We start from the raw sequence: 22,941 nt of genomic DNA, 5'->3' as shown, positions 1-22,941 counted from the left end.
GTTCTGATGCGAAGCCTTCTCGCACCGCGAAACATCCGGTCGTGTTACCGAACGGACGGACGGGCCGCCCGTTATGCCCTACTCCAAAACAGCGTCAAAAGCCGTATTCACGCTGTGATTGCAACGCTACATACTGCCTCAATACTTGATGAAACGCACCGTAATTATTAACCAGATCAGTACGTTTCGCCTAATCCTTAAGCACTTGGCTGTGCGTGCGCCATTTCTGGCGCACGCGGCGCGCTATCAGAGCGCTTTGACCTCAATGGTTTCACCCTGCATACGCTTACGCATTGTACGCTTGGTGCGGTCAATCACATCACCGGCAAGCTGACCACAGGCGGCATCAATGTCATCACCGCGGGTCTTACGCACGATGGTGGTAAAGCCATAGCTCATCAGTACTTTACTGAAGCGGTCAATGCGGCTGTTGGAGCTGCGGCCGTACGGTGCGCCCGGGAACGGGTTCCACGGAATCAGGTTGATTTTGCACGGCGTATCTTTCAGCAGTTCAGCCAGCTCATGGGCGTGCTCGGTGCCATCGTTAATATGGTCCAGCATCACGTATTCGATGGTCACGCGGCCCTGGTTGGCGTTGGACTTCGAAATGTAGCCACGAACGGACTCCAGGAACGTCGCGATGTTGTACTTTTTGTTGATCGGTACAATTTCGTCACGGATGGTGTCGTTCGGTGCGTGCAGGGAAATCGCTAGCGCGACGTCAATCATATCGCCCAGCTTATCGAGCGCCGGAACCACGCCTGATGTGGACAGCGTTACGCGACGTTTGGACAGGCCGAAACCGAAGTCATCGAGCATGATTTCCATCGCGGGAACCACGTTAGTCAGGTTCAGCAGCGGTTCGCCCATCCCCATCATCACCACGTTGGTAATCGGACGCACGCCGGTTGCTTTGACCGCACCGACGATTTTCGCCGCGCGCCACACCTGGCCGATAATTTCAGATACGCGCAGGTTGCGGTTGAAGCCCTGCTGGGCCGTAGAGCAGAATTTACACTCTAATGCGCAGCCGACCTGTGAAGAGACGCACAGGGTCGCGCGATCGTCTTCCGGGATATACACGGTTTCAACGCGCTGATCGCCAACGGCAATCGCCCATTTGATGGTGCCGTCAGAAGAACGCTGCTCTTCTACCACTTCCGGAGCGCGAATTTCAGCCACTTCTTTCAGCTTACCGCGCAGGACTTTGTTGATGTCGGTCATCTCATCAAAGTCGTCGCAGCAGTAGTGGTACATCCACTTCATCACCTGATCGGCGCGGAAGGGTTTTTCGCCTAAGTTTTTAAAAAACTCGCGCATCTGCTGACGGTTAAGATCCAGCAGGTTAATTTTTCCATCTTTGTTGGGAACCGCCGGGATGGCGCTCTCAGGCGTGACAATTTGTTCAGACATTTTCTATTCCGGCCTCGTTGTTACACGTTATGGCCCCTGGAGGGTTAATAAAAAGAAGCGCCCCAGGAAAGCGTTCTGCTCGTCCGGGGGCGCTGCATTGTACAAATTCTGGCGCATGGATGCCACGTCTGCACGCGGCATTCACGAAATAAAGTGTAAACGATCCCTTAACGGGTGCGCGGGCACACTTCGCCTTCGCCGAAGAAGAAGGCGATTTCGCGCGCGGCGGATTCAACGGAATCGGAACCGTGGGTGCCGTTCTCGGTGAAGCTGTCCGCGTAGTCAGCGCGCAGGGTGCCTGCCAGCGCGTTTGCCGGGTTGGTGGCACCCAGCAGATCGCGGTGACGCTGAACGGCGTTTTCGCCTTCCAGTACGGAAACCACGATCGGGCCAGAGGTCATGAACTCAACCAGACCGTCGAAGAACGGACGGCCGTCGTGCTCAGCGTAGAAGCCGCGCGCCTGCTCAACGGTCAGGTGCAGCATTTTGGTGCCAACAATCTTAAACCCTGCTGATTCAAAGCGAGAGAAGATGCTGCCAATAACGTTTTTTGCCACCGCGTTTGGCTTGATGATGGAAAAAGTACGTTCAATAGCCATGATTACCTCTAATAATAAAATTTATTTTGTTGTCGTGCATACAGCAGCTGTATTACCTGGCGCGGATTATAATGACCGGATGCGTCGTTGCCTATGGATGAAGGTAACATTTTTTTAAAATAAAACACTTTTAAGCAACACACTTTGTAACAAACCCGGTTTGGTTATTGTGCGCTGCTACTGCCCGATGGCGCTACGCTTATCGGGCTTACGGGTCGATGCCATGTTGTAGGCCGGGTAAGCGCAGCACCAACCGGCAACGTCACTCACTGCAGCGTAAAATTCACCACCGACGTCTGCCCTGCTTCATCCATCACCACCAGTTGATAAGCCGCTGGGTCTGCCAGCGTCAACGTCAGACTATCGCCAGCGCTGGCCTGCGGTTCACCGTTGAGGAACCACCAGCGCCTCCCTTCTCCACCGCTCGCGTGCAGCACGACTCTTGCATTCGACTCACCGGGCAAACGTCGGATCACGGCATCTTCACGAATACCGGACAGCATCAGCGGGGCCATGTTCTGCACTTGACGCGGCGGGCAACGCGTCGACACCGGCGGCAGCCGCGCGGCACGGCGCTCTCCGACGGGCAGCCACGGCTCCAGCGGCAGCGGCCAGACGTCGAGGATCGTTTCACGGGCCCCCGGGCAGTCTGCTGCCACCCGTTTGCCTTCGCCATCAAGCCACATCGGGAAACGAATGCCCTGCATCCCTTCCTGCTCAGGCAGCTGTAACGTCGGCGGCAGGCTATTATCCAGCATCCAGGTCGACAGCCTGCGGCGGCAGTTGGTGTCCCCCGCTGGCAGCGGCTGCCCGGCTGGCCAGCAGATTTCCGCCACGCCAACCGACGCCGGACGCGGATCGCGCGCCTCCTGCTGGCGCGCAGCGCGTGAGGCCAACAGATTGTTGACCTGGTTCAACAGCGGAATGGCGCTGGCGAAACCAAACTGCCCAGCCACCGGCGTACCGTCCGGCCTACCGGTCCAGATGCCGATGCTGTAACGGGCATTAACGCCAATCGCCCATGCGTCGCGATAGCCGTAGCTGGTGCCGGTTTTCCACGCCAGCGGCACCCCCTGCGGCAGCGAGGCATCCGGCAACGGCTGCGCCTCGTTGGCCAGAATGCGGCGGATAATCCACGCCGCGCCCGGCGACAGCAGCGGCCGTTCGACCAGCGGGTCGCTGGCCAGCATCCGCAGTTTGCCCACCCTTCCGTGTCGCGCGAAGGCACTATAGGCGGCGGTGATATCAGCCAGCCGCGCGCCAGCGCCGCCGAGAATGAGCGATAAATTCGGCTCCGCACCGGTCGGCAGAATCAGCGGTAGCCCGGCATTGCGCAGCCGGGCGGCGAACTGCTTCGGCCCGTAAGCGTCCAGCACCTGCACGGCAGGAAGATTCAGCGAGCGCACCAGCGCTTCGCTCATGCTCACCGGGCCGTGGAATCCGCTGTCAAAGTTACCCGGTCGGTAGTCACCCACCCGACGCGGCACATCCTGTAGCAGCGATGCCGGATGAATCAGCGCGCTGTCGAGCGCCATACCGTATAAAAATGGCTTCAGCACCGACCCCGGCGAACGCACTGCGGTCACCATATCGACATGACCAAAGCGGCTATCATCGGTAATATCCGCAGAACCAACCCAGCCTCGCACCTTCATATCGCGGTTATCGACCACCACCATCGCCAGCGAGCTGCGCGGTGCCAGACGCGATTTCCAGTTCATCGCCAGATCTTCCAGCTGCCGCTGCAGCCCGGCATCCAGGGTGGTCACAATTTTTTCCTCACGGCTCCGCGCCAGCATGGCGCGCGCAAACAGCGGCGCCAGCTGCGGCATCTGACGCGGGAACAGCCATACCGGCTCTTCTTTCGCCTCCTTTACCGCAGCGTCAGGCCAGACGCCCTGAGTCAGCATTCGGTCAAGGACTTTATTACGCGCGGCCTGCGCCCGATGAGGCCAGCGGTCCGGACGCAGTCGGCTGGGCGCCTGCGGCAGCACCGCCAGCAGCGCGGCGTCGGCGTAGCTTAATTGCGCAGGCGGTTTTCCGAGATAGGCCCAGCTGGCAGCACCGACGCCCTGAAGCGTGCCGCCGAACGGAGCCCGGTTGAGATAAAGCGTCAGAATATCCCGTTTGGAAAGATGCCATTCCAGTTGGAAGGCGCGCCACAGCTGGCGAAACTTACCGCCAAACGTACGCGGATGCGGGTCCAGCAGCCGCGCCACCTGCATCGTCAGCGTGCTGCCGCCCGACACTACGCGCCCGGCGGAGAGATCCTGCCAGGCCGCGCGGGCAATGGAAAACGGGTTTACGCCGGGATGGTCCCAGAACCAGCGGTCTTCATATTGGATCAGGGCATCCAGGTAGCGTGGCGACACCTCTTCCACGGTCACCGGGTAGCGCCAGATCCCTTCGGCATCGGCAAAACGCCACAGCGGGCTGCCGTCCTCGGCGACCACCACGCGGGCGGGCGTCACTTCATGCAGCGGCAGCGGCCAGCGCTTATCGGCCAGCACCACCGCGCCGCAAAAGAGGACCACCGCCCCGGCCAGCCAGCGCCAGACGAGGCGTTTAAGCCAGGCGACCCGCATGCTATGGGACGACAATCAGCATGTCGTCCGCCGTACCCACCGCGCGCCAGGCCGGAACATACATGGATTCTACCTGCGACGGCGGCACCTGATAGGTACCCGGCATGACCGCGCGAGCCAGATAAACCAGCGTCACCGGCTGGTTAGCGTTGACCGCCACCGCCGCCACAAAGCGGTCGTCACGGAATTCCATGTGCTGGATATCCGCCTGCTGCATCTGGTTGAGCCACTCCTGCACTTCGCTGGCGTTGTCCTGCAGATTGGCACTGCTGTTAGCCAGATTCTGGTTTTCCAGCTCCAGTCCGGCAGGCAGCATATCGACCACCAGCGCATCCGGCACGTTCTGTCCGGCGTTGATATCTAACTTCACCAGCACCAGTTCGCCGCTACGCAGCGAAGAAAGCGATTTGCGCTGACCATCAGTGCCATAGAACTGGCGCTCAATATGCAGCACGTTGCCGCTTGCCGCTGGTGCATTTTGCGGGTAACCGGTGCTGTCGAGTCGCAGCCACAGCGGCTGCTGGCCGCTGTTTGTCACCGTCAGCGCCGCAAGCTGCTCCGCATCCAGATTACGCGTCAGGGCTTTCTCTCCCTGCAACGGCTGACCATCCAGCGAAGTTTGCGCCTGCCAGTTGCCCGGCGCGTCCAGCACGCTTTTCGCCGCCAGGAACAGCGCATTGTTCTCCTGGGTCGACAGCCAGCGTTCGCTGAAAGCCTGCTCAGCGAGGGTTTGCAGTAGCGCATTCTGTGCCGCCGGTAGCAGCTTGTTCTCTTCCAGCAGCGCCAGCATCAGCGCGTTGTCGCGCAGGTCGCTGCCGTAGTCCGCCAGCCAACGCGCCCTGTCAGTACGTTTGGTGGTCAACGCCAGCTGCAGCGCCTGTTCGCTGCGCGGGGCGTCGCCCATCGCTTTCAGCGCAATACCCAGCTGCATCAACGGCAGGCCAGACCCGGCCTGCGCGCGGCGTTCCCAGAGTTCGCGAAGCGCACCGAGCGGCGCTTTTTGCTGACGGGCCAGCACCAGGCCTGCATAGGCCTGAATGGCAAAACGGCTAGCCGCGCTGTCGTCGGTGTAGCGTACGCTCATCAGCCCCGGCTCCTGCAGGTAGCGCAGCATCCGGTTATTGCCCTTATTGATGGCCTCCACCGGTACGCTATAACCCTGCTCCGCAGCGCGGACCAGGAAGTCCATGGCATAAGCAGTCAGCCAGTACTCTTCTGGCCCTTCTTTGTCCCACAGGCCAAATCCGCCGCTCTCTTTTTGCATTTGCAGCAGGCGAGAGATGCCAAGATCCACCGCAGCACGGCGTTTTTCATCGCTGTCTCCGACGATGCCCAACGTTTTTAGCTGTGCGGCGTTGGTATAAAGCTGCGGGAACAGGCCGCTGGCCGTCTGTTCAAGACAGCCGTACGGATAGGCTTTCAATTCGCGGATATAGCGCGCCAGGTTGAGCGGCGGTTTACCGCTTAGCAGCAGTTGGCCCTGCACCGTCGCCGGCGAGAACGCTGCGTTCTGCCCTGACGGTATGCTCCAGCTCTCACCAGGCTGCAGCACCGCGCCGTTATTGACCGTTTGCGCCGGGAACGCCGGGCGCACGCCAATCTTCCACTGCTTATGCAGGTCGGCCAGCGTTTCACCCGGTAGATTCAGGCCCGATACGCTGACATTCACTTCTCCGTCGCCGAAGCCTTCACTGGCGCTCACCGGCACAAACAGCGTGCTGCGCGCACCGGGCTCCAGCGAGACCGCCGCAGGCTGGCCGCTCTTCAGGGTCAGCAGACCGGCGGTGGCAATCTGAACGTTCAGCGTCTGGGGTTTATCCGTCAGGTTGGTCAGATCCAGCGTCAGACGAGCGCTATCGCCGCCCGCCATAAAGCGCGGCGTATTCAGTTCCGCGACGACCGGTGCGGCAACCACTACTTTTTGTTCCGCGCTGCCGAAATCTTCGCTCGTCCATGCCTGTGCCATCACTCTCAGCTCGCCGTTAAAGTCGCCTATTGGCATCGTTATCGAGCCTTCGCCGTTGTCGTCGAGGGTCACCGGCTGCGCCTGTTGGGCGATAATGGTGACGTGGTTAACCGGCGGCTTACCGCCGCGGTTAAGCTCATCGCCGTCACCGCCGAAGCGCAGGCTGGCAAGACGCCCCTGGCCTTCAATCACCTGGCCATAGATATCATAAATATCTGCACCGTAGCGTTTCTGGCCGAAGAAGGCCTGCCACGGGTCCGGCGTGGCGTAGTCGGTAATATTCAGCACGCCGCTGTCAACGGCCGACAGCAACACGTTGACCTGCTTCGGTGCCGCCCCTTCTTTGCGTCCCACCTTCACCTTAACCGTCAGCGGCTGGTTCGGGCGCATTTTCTGCGGGCCCTCCAGCGCAACCTCCAGCCGACGCTGTTCGTCACCGAGCGGCAGATGCAGCACGCCCACCGCCCGCTTTGGCGTAGCGGAGCGCGATTTGTCCCCCGGACGAACCACCAGCGTGCTCAGATAGAGATCGTGTCGGTTCCAGCTTTTGTCGACCGGAATGCTTAGATCCAGCCCCGCGGCGGGGACCTCAATTTCCTGCCACCACAGCGGCCCATCGCTGGATTCCACCATCGCGTAGCCTTTACCCGCCGCCGGGGCGGCAATGTGCAACTTGATGGTATCGCCGGGCCGGTAGTTCGGTTTATCAAGCTTGAGCGTGACGCGATCCGGGCGCGCCGCGCCGCTGCCGTCGCTGTTATCCTGCCAGCTGTAACCGGCCCAGAAACGCACGCTGCTGACCGCATCGTTCGGCGCTTTGACCTCCAGACGATAGGCGCCCCACTCTACCGGGAAACTGACCTTACCGGTTTCATCTGCGCTGAGATCCAGCGTCTCTTCGCCCTCGACCAGATCTTTTTGATCGAAGCGAGACTGCCAGCCGTCGCTTTCCGACCAGTTCCAGTAATAATCACGGCGTTCACGAATCAGCCTGACCTGCAGGCCGGTAACCGCTTTCTTATTACCGCTGGCGTCGCTGTAAACCACGTCAAAGGCCGCCTGGCTGTTTTCATCGACGATCGGCTGATTGACGGTGGTGTCGGTGCGATAGTCATAGACCGCTTTGCTGGCAAACTGCGAGCGGATCCCCGGCAGCTCGGCTGCTGGCCAGATAGCCTGGCTTACCCGGCGGGTGACCGGGCGACCGCCGGACTCAAGCAGGCTGGCCTGGAGGATCACCTGCAGCGGCGAGTGGGTTTCCTGCCACTGGCTGGCGGTGGTCACTTCACCATGGCCTTTGGCATCCAGCGTCAGGTTCATTTCATCCAGGCTGCGGGCGGTATTTTCTTGCGCAATATCGCCAAACTGGAAGCCCGGCAGCGCCGCGACGGCATCGCGCAGCGGGCGTAAAAACAGCTTGCCCTGGAGACTGTTACCGCTGGCTGGCGCGCCGTAGAGGTAGGAACCCACCACGCTGAACGTCACATCGTCAGCAGGAGCCAGCGGTGCGGTTTGCGGCGTCAGGCTCAGCGCCATGCGCTCGGGCATAAAATCTTCAACGTGGAAATCCCACTCACGCGGCTGGTTATCGCCGGTGTTAGCGCGAATATGCCACATCCCCGTGGCGGCACTGCTATCGAGCGGGTAGGTCAATTGATACAGGCCGTTCTGCGGCTGGCTGACGACGCTGCGGATCACCTGCCCGTCCGGCTTGACCACCTCAAGCTTAATCGGCTGATCGGGCAGCGGTTTGCCGTCACTGTCGCGCAGCAGCCCGTTGAGTATCACCGTTTCCCCGGGGCGATAAAGATCGCGCGGGCCAAACATAAAGAACTGCTTACGGTAGCCGGGGTCACCGGCAACGTCGAACTCGGCCAGGTCCAGCGCGGGAAGTTTGAGATCCAGCAGCGTGGTTTGCCCCTCTTTGCGCGCCAGCAGCAGCGCCGCGTCTTTATCCGTCTGGAGGGTCGCATGGCCTTTGGCATCGCTGGTCGCCTGCGCCAGCGTCTGGCCTTTATCGTTAAGCAGGGTCAGTTCTACGGCCGATTGCGCCGCGCCGTTTTCCAGGCTTTGGGTGAAAACGTCCAGCTGGCCGTGATAGCGGTGCAGCGAAACGCCCACATCGCTGAGGGTAAACAGCGTAGCGGCATTGCTGTAGCTGTACTGACCCGCAGGATTCATCACCGCAATATAAACGCCTGACTGCTGTAGCGGCGCAATATCCTTCAGCGGCAGCAGCAGTTTTTCGCGAGTGTTACGCGTGGGGTTGAGATCGAAGCGTCCGGTATAGACCAGGTCCGCCATTTTCAGCAGCTCGTCAGATTCCCAGTTGCTCAGCGAACTGCGATATTCCCACTGGCTGACAAATGCCGCCAGCGACTCCGGCTTCACGCGGAAGAAGTTGACGTCAACGTGCGGCACGTTGAGCACCATCACCGGCAGCCCTTCCACCACTTTGCCGGGCAGCAGCGAGCCGCGGCTGGCAAAACCGACGCTGGGGGCAATATCACGGGTAGTCAGCGTTTTCTCCACGCTGCTGCCGAAGGCGGATTTGTTCAGCGCCGCCAGCTCAGGATCGACGGTCACAATCAGGTCGCGTTTAGGCTCCAGATGGCGCAGACGCAGCTCTTTGAGGTTTGGCGCCAGCTCCCATGCGCCGTCCACTTTGCCGCTCTTTTTGTCGACCAGATGAACGGTTTTGCTGAAATCCTGATCGGGATTTAGCGGAATCGAAAAAGTGAGCACCAGCGTCGCCGCGCCGTCGAGCTGCACTTCAGAGGCATCCAGCAGGGAAAGCGTTTTGCCCTGACTCTGCTGGGCAAGTTTGGCCAGCTGCGCCGCATCCGGTTTATTCGCCGACGCGTGCTCGGCTGCAGCCGGGGCCGCCGCCGAGGCGGGCTTATCATCGTTGTTATTGTCGCATCCCGCCAGGGTAAACGTCATTGCCAGCGCCAGCGCTAGCGTAGCCAAACGAAAGGGTTTCATCCTGGAACCTCTGACTGGTGAAGTCTGTTTGAGTCGTTGATTCAGTATTATGCCCCAGACCCGAGTTTGCCAGTAGCCAGACCGCTCGCAAAATTGACGACCATTTTTCATCACAAACGGGATGTTACGGCGATCACAGCACCGAACGTCACCTGTGACGTTACGCGTACTTTGTTTTTAAAACAATAAGATAGCTAGATTCCTCTCGCACTCTGCTGTTACCTTTTGCCGGTCGTCACCTCTTACTCTACGCGGTTCAATAATTGGAGATCGGAATGAAAAGAGCCGTTAATGCCCTACAAAATTTTGGCAAATCTCTCTACGGCCCGGTGCTCATATTGCCAATCGTCGGTCTGTTTATCGCCTTCGGTAACGTGCTGGGTAACGGTAGCCTCGCCGAGTACATTCACGTTCTCGGTTACCCTGCCGTTCAGCATCTTGGCCAGCTGATCGCCAAATCCGCCGTGTCGCTGCTGGTCAACCTGGCGATGATCTTCGCCGTCGGCATTCCCATTGGCCTTGCCGCCCGCGATAAAGGTTACGCGGCGCTGCTGGGCCTGGTCACCTTTATCGTTTTTATCAACGCCATGAATGTGACGCTCCAGCTACAGGGCGAACTGGCACCTGCCGATCTTATGCGCACCGCCGGGCAAAGCATGGTGCTCGGCGTACAGGTGCTGGAGATGGGCGTGTTTGCCGGGATCCTCACCGGTGCGCTCACCGGCTACCTGTATAACCGCTATTCCGGCGTACAGTTTTCCGGGGCGATGGCTATCTACTCCGGGCACTGCTTCGTCACCATTATCATTTTGCCGGTTGCCATACTTCTCGGCGTGATCATGAGCGAACTCTGGCCGTGGGCGCAGCACGGCATCAGCGCGCTGGCGTTGGCGATTAAAGGCTCCGGCCCGTTCGGCGTAGCCATTTATGGCTTCCTTGAGCGCATTCTGGTGCCAACCGGCCTGCATCATCTGGTTTATACCCCGTTCCTGTACACCGAGCTTGGGGGTTCACAGGAAGTATGCGGCACGCTGTATCAGGGCGCGCGCAATATCTATTTCGCCGAAATGGCCTGCCCGAAGGTCACGCAACTGAGCAGCACGGTAGTGTGGGACGCGCGTGGCATCAGCAAAATGTTCGGCCTGCCCGCCGCGGCGCTGGCAATGTACGTCACGGCCAAACCGGAGCGTAAAGCGGCGGCGAAAGCCATTCTGATCCCGGCGGCGCTAACGTCCATGCTGGTCGGCGTCACGGAACCGCTGGAATTTTCATTCCTGTTCGTCGCGCCGCTGCTGTTCGTGGTGCACGCGGTGCTGACCGGCATTGGCATGATGCTGTTCTCACTGCTCGGCGTCCATGCGATCGGCGCGAACGGCATCATCGACTTTGTGCTCTACAACCTGCCGCTGGGCACCACCAAAGCGAACTGGCCAATGTATATCGCGGTGGGGCTCACGATGTCCGCACTCTATTTCCTTATCTTCCGCTTCCTGATTCTGCGTTTTGATATGAAAACGCCGGGCCGCGAAGAGGAAGACCAACAGACCCGGCTCTACAGCAAGCAGGAGTACCAGGCTAAGGGCAACAACGACGGGCTGGGAACCCTCATCATCGAAGGATTAGGCGGGCGCGACAACATTGAGGTGGTGGATAACTGTTACACCCGGCTGCGCGTCACGGTCAAAGATGTAGCGCAAATTAACGAACCGCAGCTTAAAGCAACAGGTGCGAAAGGCATTATTAAACAAGGCAATAACGTTCAGGTGGTCTACGGGCTGCATGTCAAAAAAATGCGAGAAGCCGTTGAGATGTTTCTCTGAAGGAGGCTATAACATGTTGAAATCCCCATTTATTCTGGCTATCGCCGGCGGCGGCAGCACCTATACCCCGGGCATTGTGAAGAGCCTGATGGTGCGCTTAAGCGACTTCCCGCTGGCGGAAATTCGCCTCTACGACATTGATGAAGCGCGGCAAAACACTCTCGCGCCGGTGGTAGAAAAGGTGATACGCGACCACAGCCAGAGCATCAAATTTACCGTCACCACCTGCCCGGAAACGGCCTTCAGCGGCGCACACTTTGTGTTTGCGCAGATGCGCGTTGGTCAATACAAGATGCGTGAGCTGGATGAAAAAATCCCGCTGCGCCACGGCGTGGTGGGTCAGGAGACCTGCGGCCCGGGCGGCCTGGCCTACGGCCTGCGTACCATTCTGCCGATGGTTGAATTGATTGACCTGGTTGAGCGCCATGCAGACCCGAAAGCGTGGATAGTCAACTACTCTAACCCGGCGGCCATCGTTGCCGAAGGCATCCGCCGTCTGCGCCCACAGGCGCGGGTATTAAATATCTGCGATATGCCGGTGGCGGCCATGCGCAATATGGGAGCCATTCTCGGCGTCGATCGCCACAGGCTCGACGTCGACTATTTTGGTCTCAATCATTTCGGCTGGTTTACCCAGGTGCGTGTCGATGGCGAAGACAAGCTGCCAGAGCTGCGACGCCACGTGGCGAAGTTCGGCCTGCTAACCGAAGATGCCGCGCAAACTGACCCGCAGCATGCCGATCCATCATGGGTGAAGACCTGGCGTAATATTAAACCGATGATGGACTGCTTCCCGGAATATCTGCCGAACCCGTATTTGCAGTACTACCTGATGCCCAACCAAATCGTCGAGCACCAGAATCCGGACTATACCCGCGCCAATGAAGTGATGGATGGCCGCGAGAAAAAACTGTTCGCGGCGGCGGTTGAGTATCAGCAAACCGGGATTCTGCCTGATGCCTTCCACGTCGGCGTGCACGGCGAGTTTATCGTTGAGGTTGCCCGATCTCTGGCCTTTGATTTACGTCAGCGTCATCTGGTGATTGTGGAAAACCAGGGGGCGATCGCCAATCTACCGGACGATGCGATGGTGGAAGTGCCCGCGTATATCACCGCGAACGGCCCGGAGCCGGTGCGCATGGGTAACGTCCCGCTGTTCCACCAGACGCTGCTGATGCAGCAGCTGGCTTCGGAACAGCTATTGGTGGAAGCCACGCTGGAAGGAAGTTATGAGAAAGCGCTGCAGGCTTTCACCCTCAACCGGACCGTGCCAACCATAGAACACGCGCGGGCTATTCTTGATGAGATGATTGCTGCCAACCAGGATTACTGGCCGCAGCTGCAGCACGCCTGGCAAAATGGTGAAGCAACGCGCTAATAACACGATGGTCGCTTGTCGGTGTGATAAAAAACACCGACAATTCCTTTCTGATTTATCAATGGAGGGTACTATGACCACTTCGTTTTTTGTCGCCGCCGACTGGCTGGCTGAGCATGTTGATGACCCGCAGGTACAAATTATCGATGCCCGTATGGCACCGCCGGGGCAAGAACACCGTGACTTAAACGCCGAATACCGCGCCGGGCATCTGCCGGGTGCCGTTTTCTTTGATATCGAAGCCCTCTCCGATCACACTTCCCCCCTGCCCCATATGCTGCCAAGGCCGGAGGCCTTCGCCGTCGCCATGCGTGAACTGGGCGTCAGCCGTGATAAACATCTGGTTATCTATGATGAAGGCAATCTCTTCTCCGCACCGCGCGCGTGGTGGATGCTGCGTACCTTCGGCGCCGAGCGAGTGTCTATTCTGGCCGGCGGGCTCGCCGGCTGGCAGCGCGATGAACTGCTGCTGGAGCACGGTGACGTCAACGTTGCGGAAGGCGAGTTTGAGGCCAAATTTGCCCCGCATGCGGTTAAGCGACTGACCGACGTTCTGCTGGCAAGCCACGAAGGCTCCGCGCAAATCGTCGATGCTCGCCCGGCACCGCGCTTTAACGCCGAGGTTGATGAGCCCCGTCCGGGCCTGCGCCGTGGCCATATTCCCGGTGCGCGCAACGTGCCGTGGGGCGATCTGGTGGTGGACGGCGAGCTGAAAACAACCGATGAGCTGGAAACCCTCTTTGCACGACAAGGGGTCGATTTCAACCGGCCGATTATCGTCAGCTGCGGCTCCGGCGTGACGGCGGCAGTGGTCGCCCTGGCGCTGGCGACCCTTGAGGCGCCTGACGTCACCCTGTACGACGGTTCATGGAGCGAATGGGGCGCGCGCGCCGATCTGCCGATCGAGCCCGCGCAGTAATGGATAACCGCCTGGCACCGCTGTTAATGCGCGGCGAAGCGTTAACGCGCGCAGAGTACCGGGTATTAGCCCACCTGACGGCGCATCCGTTACTGGTGGGCAAGATTACGGTTCGTCAGCTGGCGCAGGCGACGTTTGTCTCCACTGCCACCATCATGCGGTTGTGTCAGAAGCTAGGGTTTAGCGGCTACAGCGAGTTTATCTGGCACTGTAAAAACCTGCTGGCGGAAACGCCGCATATTGCGACACAGCAAACGCAAGCCAGCGCGGATCTTCCCGCGCTGTTCAACCGCTTTATGGCTAACTACCAGCAGTCATTCCAGTGGGCAACGGCGGAGAAACGGCAGCAGTTTACCCGTCTTTTACGCGAGCAGGAGAGCTTCTTTCTGTACGGCGCGGGGTTTTCCTATCTGTTTGCCGAGTATCTGACTAAAAAGCTGCAGGTATTGGGTAAAACGGCGTTTATCTCCGGCCCGGGCGACAGCCGCAACATTTTTCTGAGCAACGCCGCGCGCTACCAGGTCTTTATTGCCGTTTCACGCAGCGGAGAAACCGAACAGGTACTGGATAAAGCACGTATTGCCCGTAACGTCGGTATGACCGTTGTCGCCTTCACCCGCGCCTCGGCCAACCCGCTGGCGCAGCTAGCCGACCTGCATTTCGCGCTTTACGATGAAGCCGTGCATTTCGCGGCCGAAGCGGCAGATATCACCTCATTCGAGTCAAACCTGGTGCTAATGATGGATTTACTGCTGCTTGAGGCGACGGGGTAATCAGGGGTTCTTCAGGCACAAAAAAACCGCCTGTCACAGCGGTTTCTTTGTGCTGGTCCGGTTCGCGGCCTTTCCAGCAAGCTACATTGCTAAAGCAATGCAGGCACACCATAGTGGCATAATAGTCGCTTTAAAATAGGACAAAGTCAAGATGGTAACAAAGGTGACTATTTAACTATTGGTGTATAATCCATCCCGGCCCTTTCCGCCGTCTCGCAAACGGGCGCTGGCTTCAGGAGAGGATATCCCACGGCCGTAAATGCAGGCACACCATAGCGCTTGCTATCGCGGCGTTATCGCCGGCGGTGCTGCCGTGATGCGGTCTTCGCATGGACCGCGCAATGAAAGGACGATACGTGTGTATCGTGCTGATTGTTTCTGCCGCCTTGTTGCTTCACGCCGACAGCAATCGGAGCCACTCCGGTAACGCCGTCAGCATGAGGCTCAACGCGCAGGGCAAGTAAGCCAGGATGCCGCCCCTCGGGGCGGCCTTCCTGTGTTCAGATAATCCGGTTCTGCTTAAAGTCACGCAGGAAGCTGCCCCAGCGTTTTTCGTAGAACGGCGTGATGTGCGCCAGCATAAAGTGGCTGATGCCCTTTTCGCCTTCCACTACCTCACAAATATCAATCGGTTCATCACCGGGTAAGGTATCGGTCGCCACGCTGCCCGCTGCGTGGATAATGGCTTCAATATCCCCTTCCGCTTCAATGCCAATCAGCAGATTCGGCTGCTCATCCGCATGCTCCTTGATAGAACACAGGAACGCGCGTTTGACCGTTTTCAGGGTTTTAAACAGCGTAGTCAGCGACTCGACCATCTGCGCCGGCGGTTCAGCCACTTCGGAAAGCAACAGCGCGCTGCCGCCTTCCAGCACTTCCTGAGTGCTCAGCGGGTTGCCCTCTTCACCTATCAGGAGACTGATTTCGCGCGGGGTGAACTCTTTACCGGTCGGCAGTTTGGCGTTCAGATACAGCGTCTCGCCGAGAGTCATTTCAAACAGCGAGCGCACCGGCATGACGACAAACGCCTGTTCGGTGGTAACGGCCTGCTTCAGCGCTTCCAGCGAGGTAAAGAACGGAATCACCGACGTGCCGTCGTCTTTTTCCCAGTGCTGTAATTCTAAGGCGCTGTCGTCAACAACCTGCTGGTCGCCAACCGCGCTGCCGGGAACCCAGACAGTGGATTCCAGTAAGGTACGGAAAAAGGCTGGGCGATGAGCGGGTTCTGTCGCCGCTTGTTCCAGCAGCGTTTCGAGTTCATTTTTGGTTTCAGACATAAGGCTACAAATTCAATGGTTACTGTAGGGCGGGCAAGCGAAGCGCCCCCGCCAGTATTTTGCCGGATGGCGCTACGCTTATCCGGCCTACGCGGTCAACAGATTCGCGATAGTCCGCACGCCCAGCCCGGTTGCACCCGCCGACCACTGCTCAACGGCCGCTTTACGGTAGGTGGCGGAACAGTCGATGTGCAGCCAACCTTCGTGATAGTTCTCTACGAAGTGGGACAGGAAGCCCGCCGCGGTGCTTGCACCCGCCGGGTACGCCGCGCTGCCGGTGTTGTTCAGTTCAGCAAAGTTAGACGGCAGCTGGTTGCGGTGGAACTCCGCCAGCGGCAAACGCCAGAAGGCTTCGTTTTCCGCACTGGCGCTTGCCAGCAGGCGGTTAGCCAGTTTGTCATCAAAGCTGAACAACGCGTGGTAATCGTTACCCAGCGCGGTTTTGGCCGCCCCGGTCAGGGTTGCCGCGTCGATGATAAGCTCAGGCTTCTGCGCGCTAGCGTCAATCAGGCCATCGGCCAGCACCAGGCGGCCTTCCGCATCGGTGTTCATCACTTCCACGTTTTTACCATTACGGTAGTGGATGATATCGCCAAGTTTGAAGGCGTTGCCGCTAATCAGGTTATCCGCACAGCACAGGTACAGTTTTACGCGCTTGTTCAGGCCACGGGTAATCGCCAGCGCCAGCGCACCGGTGACGGTTGCCGCACCGCCCATATCGGACTTCATGGAGTCCATGAACGCACTCTGTTTAATGCTGTAACCGCCGGAGTCGAAGGTAATGCCTTTACCCACCAGGCAGGCGTAAACCGGTGCTTCTTTATCGCCCGTTGGGTTGTAGTCCAGCGCCAGCAGCACCGGCGGACGCTCGGAACCACGACCCACTGTGTGCAGACCCACATAACCCTGCTCGCGCAGATCTTCACCTTTGGTGATACGGTAAGAGACGTTATCACACGCCACGCCGCACAGCAGATCCACCGCGCGCTGCGCCAGTTGCTCCGGGCCGAGTTCTTCCGCCGGGGCGTTGATGGTGTCACGCACCCAGTCGATATAGGTCAAACGGTTGTCCAGTTCCTGGCGCTGTGCGTCGTCCAGCTCAGGCCATTCTACCTGACGGGTGCCTTTTGGCCCTTTGTAGCCCGCCCAGAATGCCCAGCAGCGCTCGACGTCCCAGCCCTCACCCGCCAGGGCCACATGTTTGATGCCCATGCCGTCAATTTTGCGCGCCGCGCGCTGGATAAGGCCCGCGTCATCGCGGCCGGTCAGGTGCAGGGAAATACCTTCATCATTAATGCTATAGGCCGCTTTGTCGCCCCAGCGCGCATCGGCTGGCTGGGTAGACAGGGTAATTTTCATCGCTTCTGTCATTTTATTTATCCTTATTAGCAAACGGGCCGCCGAATGGCAGCCCGTTAAATATTGTCTTAAGCGCAGCTATTCAGCTTCATCCAACCAGACTAGCAGAATTGCCTCAAGAATTTTTTCATTTGATGCCTGTGGATCGTCATCAAAATCTTCGAGGTCGCAAATCCACTGATGCATGTCGGTGAAACGCACCGTTTTCGGATCGGTATCCGGGTAGGTGTCGTAAAGCGCTTCGCCGATCTCGCGGCTGTCGGTCCACTTCAGTCCCATACTATCCCCTATTAGTGCTCGCGCGCGTGGTTAATTGTGTAACGCGGAATTTCGACTACCAGATCTTCATCGGTGACGCGGGCCTGGCAGCTCAGACGGCTGTCGGGCTCCAGACCCCATGCTTTATCCAGCATGTCGTCTTCGTCTTCGGTGCTCTCTGGCAGAGAGTCGAAACCTTCACGCACGATGCAGTGGCAGGTGGTGCAGGCACAGGATTTTTCGCAGGCGTGTTCAATCTCGATACCGCTACGCAGCGCAGCATCCAGAATAGTTTCACCGGTCTCAGCTTCCACAACGATGCCATCCGGACACAGGTCCTGATGTGGCAAAAAAACAATCTTTGGCATATTAAACCTCGTCCACGGATTGGCCTTTCAGCGCGACACGGACAGATTGGTCCATACGGCGAGCGGCGAATTCCTGGGTTTGTTTGTCAACGTTTTTAATGGCTTGTTCTATGGCATCAGTGTCATTGCCCTCGGCAACCGCACTCAGAACGGCGGCAGCCTCGTCAATCTCCTGACGCTCTGCGGCGCTTAACAGCGCGGCATCAGCGGCCAGCGCGCTGTGCAGGCTTTCCAGCACGCGAGCGGCTTCCACTTTCTGCTCTGCCAGCATACGCGCTTTCACGTCCTGCTCGGCATAGCTCATGGAATCCTGAATCATGGTGGCGATTTCGCCATCGGTCAGGCCGTAGGACGGCTTCACCTGAATAGACGACTCAACGCCGGTGGATTTTTCCATGGCGGTGACGCTCAGCAGGCCGTCGGCGTCCACCTGGAAGGTCACGCGAATGTGCGCACCGCCAGCCGGCAGCGCCGGGATACCGCGCAGCGCAAAGCGCGCCAGTGAACGGCAGTCCTGCACCAGTTCGCGCTCACCCTGCATCACGTGGATGGACATCGCGGTCTGGCCGTCTTTAAAGGTGGTGAACTCCTGCGCTCGCGCCACCGGAATGGTGGTGTTACGCGGGATAACCTTCTCTACCAGGCCACCCATGGTTTCGAGGCCGAGAGAGAGCGGGATCACGTCGAGCAGCAGCATTTCGCTGTCCGGCTTGTTGCCGACCAGAATATCGGCCTGAATCGCCGCACCAATCGCGACGACTTTATCCGGGTCAATCGAGGTAAGCGGCGTACGGCCGAAGAATTCGCCAACGCGCTCGCGCACTAACGGCACGCGGGTAGAACCGCCGACCATCACCACTTCCAGCACCTCTTCGGCTTCCACGCCCGCGTCTTTCAGCGCGCGGCGGCAAGCCATCAGCGTACGCTTCACCAGCGCGGAAATCAGGTCGTTAAACTGTTCGCGGGTCACTTCACCTTTCCAGCCAGCGACCTCAACGGTCACGCGGTCGGCATCGCTCAGGGCGATTTTGGCGGCGATGGCGGCGTCAAGCAGCTCGCGCTGTACGCGGTTGTCGCTGCGATCGGCAATGCCCGCCTGTTCGCGGATATGGTCGGCCAACAGGTGGTCGAAATCATCGCCGCCCAGCGCGGAATCGCCGCCGGTGGCCAGCACTTCAAACACGCCGCGGCTCAGGCGCAGAATAGAAATATCGAAAGTACCGCCGCCCAGATCGTAGACGGCAATCACCCCTTCCTGACCAGAATCGAGGCCGTAGGCAATCGCCGCGGCGGTCGGTTCGTTCAGCAGACGCAGCACGTGCAGGCCCGCCAGACGCGCGGCGTCTTTGGTGCCCTGACGCTGTGCATCGTCGAAGTAAGCTGGAACGGTAATCACCACGCCATCAAGCTCGCCTTCAAGCGTTTCGGTGGCACGAGCCGCCAGCGCTTTGAGGATATCGGCCGAGACGCGGATCGGGTTCAGTACACCGGCCTTGGTCACCAGCATCGGCAGGCCGTTTTCGCTTGCCTGGAACTGGTACGGCAGGTGTGGGTAACGCGCCTGGATATCCGCCAGCGAGCGGCCCATCATGCGTTTTACGGAGCTAATGGTGTTAGCGGGATCTTGCGCGGCGTTGCTGCGCGCATCATAACCGACCACGTGCCCCTGCTCCTGGTAGTGCACAACGGAAGGCAGCAGGTGACGCCCCTGATTGTCGGCCAGCGTTTCTGCCTGACCGCTACGCACGGTAGCCACCAGGGAATTGGTGGTGCCTAAGTCAATGCCCACCGCCAGACGACGCTGGTGCGGTGCGGCGCTCAGACCCGGCTCACTAATTTGTAATAAGGCCATGTTAAGCTTCCAGAATCAAAAATCGAGCAGCTTTTCTTCGAGTAATTCAGCGCTGCTTTGGAGTTTATCGAGAAAACGCAGTTTACGGACGGTATCCGCCGCCGCGTCCCACGTCTGTGAATCAAGTTCCGCCACCATCTGCTGCTGGCGTTGGCTGTACATCGATTTGATGCGCTTGAGAAGCCCTTCCAGACGATCGGTGTCTTTCGCCTGTTCAATCTCGTCGAGCTCTTCGCGCAGCTCCAGCTGTTCCATCAGGAACGCGGTATCGCGTACGGTGTGCTGTTCACTGGCAAGATCGAAACCGTGGAGGGAGAGCAAATATTCGGCGCGCGTCAGCGGGTGACGCAGCGTTTGCCAGGCCTGATTGATGGTCGCAGAACGCTGGACCGCCGCAAGCTGTTCAGCTGCGCTGGCGCTAGCAAAACGGTCGGGGTGATTCTGACGCTGCAGGTCCTGGAAGCGTGCCGCGAGGGCCTGAGTGTCTACGTGATAACCGGCTGACAATCCAAAGAGAGTAAAGTAATCCATGACGATCTCAGGGTTAACTATTTAAAACAAACCCCACGCACAGCGGTGAAACTATGGTGGGGTTGGCAGGACTCAAATCTAGACGTTAAAGCTTTCGCCGCAACCGCACTCGTCTTTCACATTCGGGTTAGTAAATTTAAACCCTTCGTTCAGACCTTCTTTCACGAAGTCGAGCTGCGTGCCATCAAGAAATTGCAGGCTCTTGCCGTCGATGACCACCTTCACGCCTTTGTCTTCGAATACGGTGTCTTCTGCCGCCGGCTCGTCAACAAATTCCAGTACATAGGCCATACCTGAACAACCGGACGTTCTGACGCCCAGGCGCAGACCAAACCCTTTACCGCGGTTTGCCAGGAAGGTATTGACTCGCGCTGCTGCACTGTCGCTTAAGGTAATCGACATAAAAACCTCAACTCTTAATTATTTTGCTTCACGTTTGCTTTTGTAATCCGCAATGGCGGCTTTAATCGCGTCTTCTGCCAGAATAGAACAGTGAATTTTCACTGGTGGCAGTTCAAGCTCGTCTGCGATATCGGTATTTTTAATCGCCTGTGCTTCGTCCAGGGATTTCCCTTTTACCCACTCGGTCACGAGGGAGCTGGAAGCAATGGCAGAACCGCAGCCGTAGGTCTTGAAACGCGCGTCTTCAATGATACCTTCATTGTTGACTTTAATCTGCAACTTCATCACGTCGCCGCAGGCCGGTGCACCGACCATGCCGCTGCCGACGCTGTCGTCGCTGTTATCGAAAGAACCGACGTTACGCGGGTTCTCATAGTGATCGATGACTTTTTCGCTGTATGCCATGGTGAATTCTCCTTATGGGTACCGATTAATGATGTGACCATTCAATGCTGTTCAGATCCACGCCCTGTTTGAACATTTCCCACAGCGGGGAAAGGTCGCGCAGACGGCCGATGGAGTTGCGAACCAGATTGATGGTGTAGTCAATCTCTTCTTCGGTAGTGAAACGACCTAAAGAGAAACGAATGGAGCTGTGCGCCAGCTCATCGGTCATGCCCAGCGCGCGCAGCACGTAGGATGGCTCAAGGCTTGCGGAAGTACAGGCAGAACCGGAGGAAACCGCCAGGTCTTTCAGCGCCATAATCAGCGATTCGCCTTCAACAAAGTTGAAGCTGACGTTGAGAATGTTCGGTGCGCCCTGCTCGAGATCGCCGTTCAGGTAAACTTCTTCCATATCCTTCACGCCGTTCCACAGACGGTTACGCAGACCGCGCAGACGCGCCATCTCGGTTTCCATCTCTTCTTTGGCGATGCGGTACGCTTCGCCCATGCCGACGATCTGGTGAACAGGCAGGGTGCCGGAACGCATACCGCGCTCGTGACCGCCGCCGTGCATCTGCGCTTCGATACGGATACGCGGTTTACGACGCACATACAGCGCGCCGATACCTTTCGGGCCGTAGATTTTATGGCCGGAGAAGGACATCAGGTCCACTTTCAGCTGGCTCAGGTCGATAGGCAGTTTGCCCACGCTCTGGGTCGCATCAACGTGATAGACGATGCCACGCGCACGGCACATTTCGCCGATGGTCGCGATATCCTGCACTACGCCGATTTCGTTGTTAACGTGCATGATGGAAACCAGAATGGTGTCGTCACGCATCGCCGCTTCGAGTTCTTTCAGGTCGATAATGCCGTTGCGCTGCGGGGCGAGGTAGGTGACTTCAAACCCTTCGCGCTCCAGCTGACGACAGGTGTCCAGCACGGCTTTGTGTTCGGTTTTGCTGGTGATGATGTGCTTGCCTTTTTTCTGATAAAAGTTGGCTGCACCTTTAATCGCCAGGTTGTCAGATTCCGTCGCACCAGAGGTAAAGACGATTTCACGCGGGTCGGCGCCCACGAGGTCGGCAATCTGGTTACGGGCGATATCTACCGCCTCTTCAGCCTGCCAGCCGAAACGGTGTGAACGCGAGGCCGGGTTACCAAAGGTCCCGTCCAGGGTCAGAAACTGCATCATTTTCTCGGCAACACGCGGGTCCACCGGCGTGGTTGCGGAGTAGTCGAGATAAATCGGTAATTTCATTGCTCTTTAACTCCGTACATCACTCAATGCAAGGAGTCAGGCAACCGGCTGGATGTACGACCGCGTTGACGGGAGGGTGTCCCGGCCTGACTCTGAAATCTCATTTTTATCTATAGCCGGCCCTACGGCGTGCGCCTTTCGCGGCACACGGCAGGACAGGTGGATTATGCGCGTAACTTAACGTCGATAGCGTCCTGGACGCGGGTCGTGCGGGAGGTGTCGTGCGAATGCTGACGACCGGACACGTCCAGAACTTCCTGGTTGTTCACCAGTTCACCCAGGGTGATATTGTTCAGGAAACCGGTCAGACGGTCGCTCAGATCGCGCCAGAGTGCGTGGGTCAAACATTTATCGCCGCCCTGGCAGCCACCTTTCCCCTGACAGCGGGTGGCGTCAACGGACTCGTCCACTGCGCTAATCACTTCACCCACTGCGATGTGGTTTGCTTCTTTACCCAGCAGATAACCGCCGCCAGGTCCGCGTACGCTGGATACTAAGCCATTTTTACGCAGACGGGAAAACAGCTGCTCCAGGTAGGAGAGCGAAATTCCCTGACGTTCAGAAATATCAGCCAACGGCACCGGGCCCGCTTCGGAGTTGAGTGCAACGTCCAGCATCGCGGTCACGGCGTAACGCCCTTTAGATGTCAGTCTCATGTCTTACTTAACCTCAAACTCGCCCCTGCCCGGGGTTTTAATAATTGTGTGGGTATTGCATAGCAGGGCCAAGTCTGACATTCCCGACTAAATCAGTCAACTATTTACTTGAGTAATTTAGTCAGGTATTTGGCGTTCCGTGCGGTATTGATTTG

Annotated in this window: 19 protein-coding genes; 5 read left to right on the top strand and 14 right to left on the bottom strand. The window is 58.4% G+C overall.

Annotated elements, in window-relative coordinates; all coding sequences use genetic code 11:
• Window positions 1–246: 246 nt before the first annotated feature.
• The 4 genes from H7R56_RS06705 to H7R56_RS06690 form a co-directional block, all read right to left on the bottom strand.
• On the bottom strand, window positions 247–1,413 hold the full coding sequence (locus H7R56_RS06705) for a dual-specificity RNA methyltransferase RlmN (protein WP_106924098.1): 1,167 nt from the start codon (window positions 1,411–1,413) through the stop codon (window positions 247–249).
• Between the two features lie 167 nt (window positions 1,414–1,580).
• Window positions 1,581–2,012, bottom strand: coding sequence for a nucleoside-diphosphate kinase (ndk, locus tag H7R56_RS06700; protein WP_106924097.1), 432 nt, complete (start codon window positions 2,010–2,012; stop codon window positions 1,581–1,583).
• Between the two features lie 266 nt (window positions 2,013–2,278).
• Window positions 2,279–4,597 carry a peptidoglycan glycosyltransferase PbpC gene (gene pbpC / locus H7R56_RS06695; protein WP_106924095.1) on the bottom strand — a complete coding sequence of 773 codons (2,319 nt, stop codon included), beginning with the start codon at window positions 4,595–4,597 and terminating at the stop codon, window positions 2,279–2,281.
• Window position 4,598: 1 nt separating this feature from the next.
• Entirely contained in the window at window positions 4,599–9,548 is a 4,950-nt protein-coding gene (locus H7R56_RS06690; protein ID WP_106924094.1) for an alpha-2-macroglobulin family protein, read from the bottom strand.
• Between the two features lie 275 nt (window positions 9,549–9,823).
• On the opposite strand from H7R56_RS06690, the gene H7R56_RS06685 reads away from it, so the two are divergent.
• The 5 genes from H7R56_RS06685 (at window position 9,824) to timP (ending at window position 14,902) form a co-directional block, all read left to right on the top strand.
• A complete protein-coding gene (locus H7R56_RS06685) occupies window positions 9,824–11,368 on the top strand; it encodes a PTS transporter subunit EIIC (RefSeq protein WP_106924093.1) in 1,545 nt (514 codons plus the stop codon).
• 13 nt (window positions 11,369–11,381) lie between these two features.
• Window positions 11,382–12,746 carry a 6-phospho-alpha-glucosidase gene (locus H7R56_RS06680; protein WP_106924092.1) on the top strand — a complete coding sequence of 455 codons (1,365 nt, stop codon included), beginning with the start codon at window positions 11,382–11,384 and terminating at the stop codon, window positions 12,744–12,746.
• A gap of 73 nt (window positions 12,747–12,819) precedes the next feature.
• Window positions 12,820–13,665 carry a 3-mercaptopyruvate sulfurtransferase gene (gene sseA / locus H7R56_RS06675; protein ID WP_106924091.1) on the top strand — a complete coding sequence of 282 codons (846 nt, stop codon included), beginning with the start codon at window positions 12,820–12,822 and terminating at the stop codon, window positions 13,663–13,665.
• Window positions 13,665–14,438, top strand: coding sequence for a MurR/RpiR family transcriptional regulator (locus H7R56_RS06670; protein ID WP_106924090.1), 774 nt, complete (start codon window positions 13,665–13,667; stop codon window positions 14,436–14,438). The genes sseA and H7R56_RS06670 overlap by 1 nt, the downstream gene beginning before the upstream one ends.
• A gap of 341 nt (window positions 14,439–14,779) precedes the next feature.
• Window positions 14,780–14,902, top strand: coding sequence for a small toxic inner membrane protein TimP (gene timP, locus H7R56_RS27845; RefSeq protein ID WP_258182274.1), 123 nt, complete (start codon window positions 14,780–14,782; stop codon window positions 14,900–14,902).
• 36 nt (window positions 14,903–14,938) lie between these two features.
• Here the strand turns inward: timP and sseB are convergent, their stop codons facing one another.
• The 10 genes from sseB to iscR form a co-directional block, all read right to left on the bottom strand.
• Window positions 14,939–15,715: an enhanced serine sensitivity protein SseB gene (gene sseB / locus H7R56_RS06665; protein ID WP_106924089.1), complete on the bottom strand. Its 777-nt coding sequence runs from the start codon at window positions 15,713–15,715 to the stop codon at window positions 14,939–14,941.
• Window positions 15,716–15,802: 87 nt separating this feature from the next.
• Window positions 15,803–17,086 carry an aminopeptidase PepB gene (gene pepB / locus H7R56_RS06660; protein ID WP_106924088.1) on the bottom strand — a complete coding sequence of 428 codons (1,284 nt, stop codon included), beginning with the start codon at window positions 17,084–17,086 and terminating at the stop codon, window positions 15,803–15,805.
• 66 nt (window positions 17,087–17,152) lie between these two features.
• Window positions 17,153–17,353, bottom strand: coding sequence for a Fe-S cluster assembly protein IscX (gene iscX / locus H7R56_RS06655; protein ID WP_106924087.1), 201 nt, complete (start codon window positions 17,351–17,353; stop codon window positions 17,153–17,155).
• Window positions 17,354–17,364: 11 nt separating this feature from the next.
• Window positions 17,365–17,700 carry an ISC system 2Fe-2S type ferredoxin gene (fdx, locus tag H7R56_RS06650; RefSeq protein WP_035891374.1) on the bottom strand — a complete coding sequence of 112 codons (336 nt, stop codon included), beginning with the start codon at window positions 17,698–17,700 and terminating at the stop codon, window positions 17,365–17,367.
• A gap of 1 nt (window position 17,701) precedes the next feature.
• Window positions 17,702–19,552, bottom strand: coding sequence for a Fe-S protein assembly chaperone HscA (hscA, locus tag H7R56_RS06645; RefSeq protein WP_106924086.1), 1,851 nt, complete (start codon window positions 19,550–19,552; stop codon window positions 17,702–17,704).
• Between the two features lie 15 nt (window positions 19,553–19,567).
• Window positions 19,568–20,083, bottom strand: a complete 516-nt coding sequence (hscB, locus tag H7R56_RS06640) for a co-chaperone HscB (RefSeq protein WP_106924085.1) — start codon at window positions 20,081–20,083, stop codon at window positions 19,568–19,570.
• A 78-nt stretch (window positions 20,084–20,161) separates the two neighbouring features.
• Window positions 20,162–20,485 (bottom strand): iron-sulfur cluster assembly protein IscA, encoded by a 324-nt coding sequence (iscA, locus tag H7R56_RS06635; RefSeq protein ID WP_004104506.1) that lies wholly within the window; start codon window positions 20,483–20,485, stop codon window positions 20,162–20,164.
• An 18-nt stretch (window positions 20,486–20,503) separates the two neighbouring features.
• A complete protein-coding gene (iscU, locus tag H7R56_RS06630; RefSeq protein ID WP_004866383.1) occupies window positions 20,504–20,890 on the bottom strand; it encodes a Fe-S cluster assembly scaffold IscU in 387 nt (128 codons plus the stop codon).
• A 25-nt stretch (window positions 20,891–20,915) separates the two neighbouring features.
• Entirely contained in the window at window positions 20,916–22,130 is a 1,215-nt protein-coding gene (gene iscS / locus H7R56_RS06625; RefSeq protein WP_106924084.1) for a cysteine desulfurase, read from the bottom strand.
• 164 nt (window positions 22,131–22,294) lie between these two features.
• On the bottom strand, window positions 22,295–22,786 hold the full coding sequence (gene iscR, locus H7R56_RS06620; RefSeq protein ID WP_064543514.1) for a Fe-S cluster assembly transcriptional regulator IscR: 492 nt from the start codon (window positions 22,784–22,786) through the stop codon (window positions 22,295–22,297).
• Window positions 22,787–22,941: the final 155 nt, after the last annotated feature.

It is taken from the genome of Klebsiella sp. WP3-W18-ESBL-02 (assembly GCF_014168815.1).
Classification (GTDB): Bacteria; Pseudomonadota; Gammaproteobacteria; order Enterobacterales; family Enterobacteriaceae; genus Kluyvera; species Kluyvera ascorbata_B.
The sequence above is the reverse complement of the archived record's forward strand: the minus strand, read 5'-3'. Positions and strand labels throughout refer to the sequence as shown.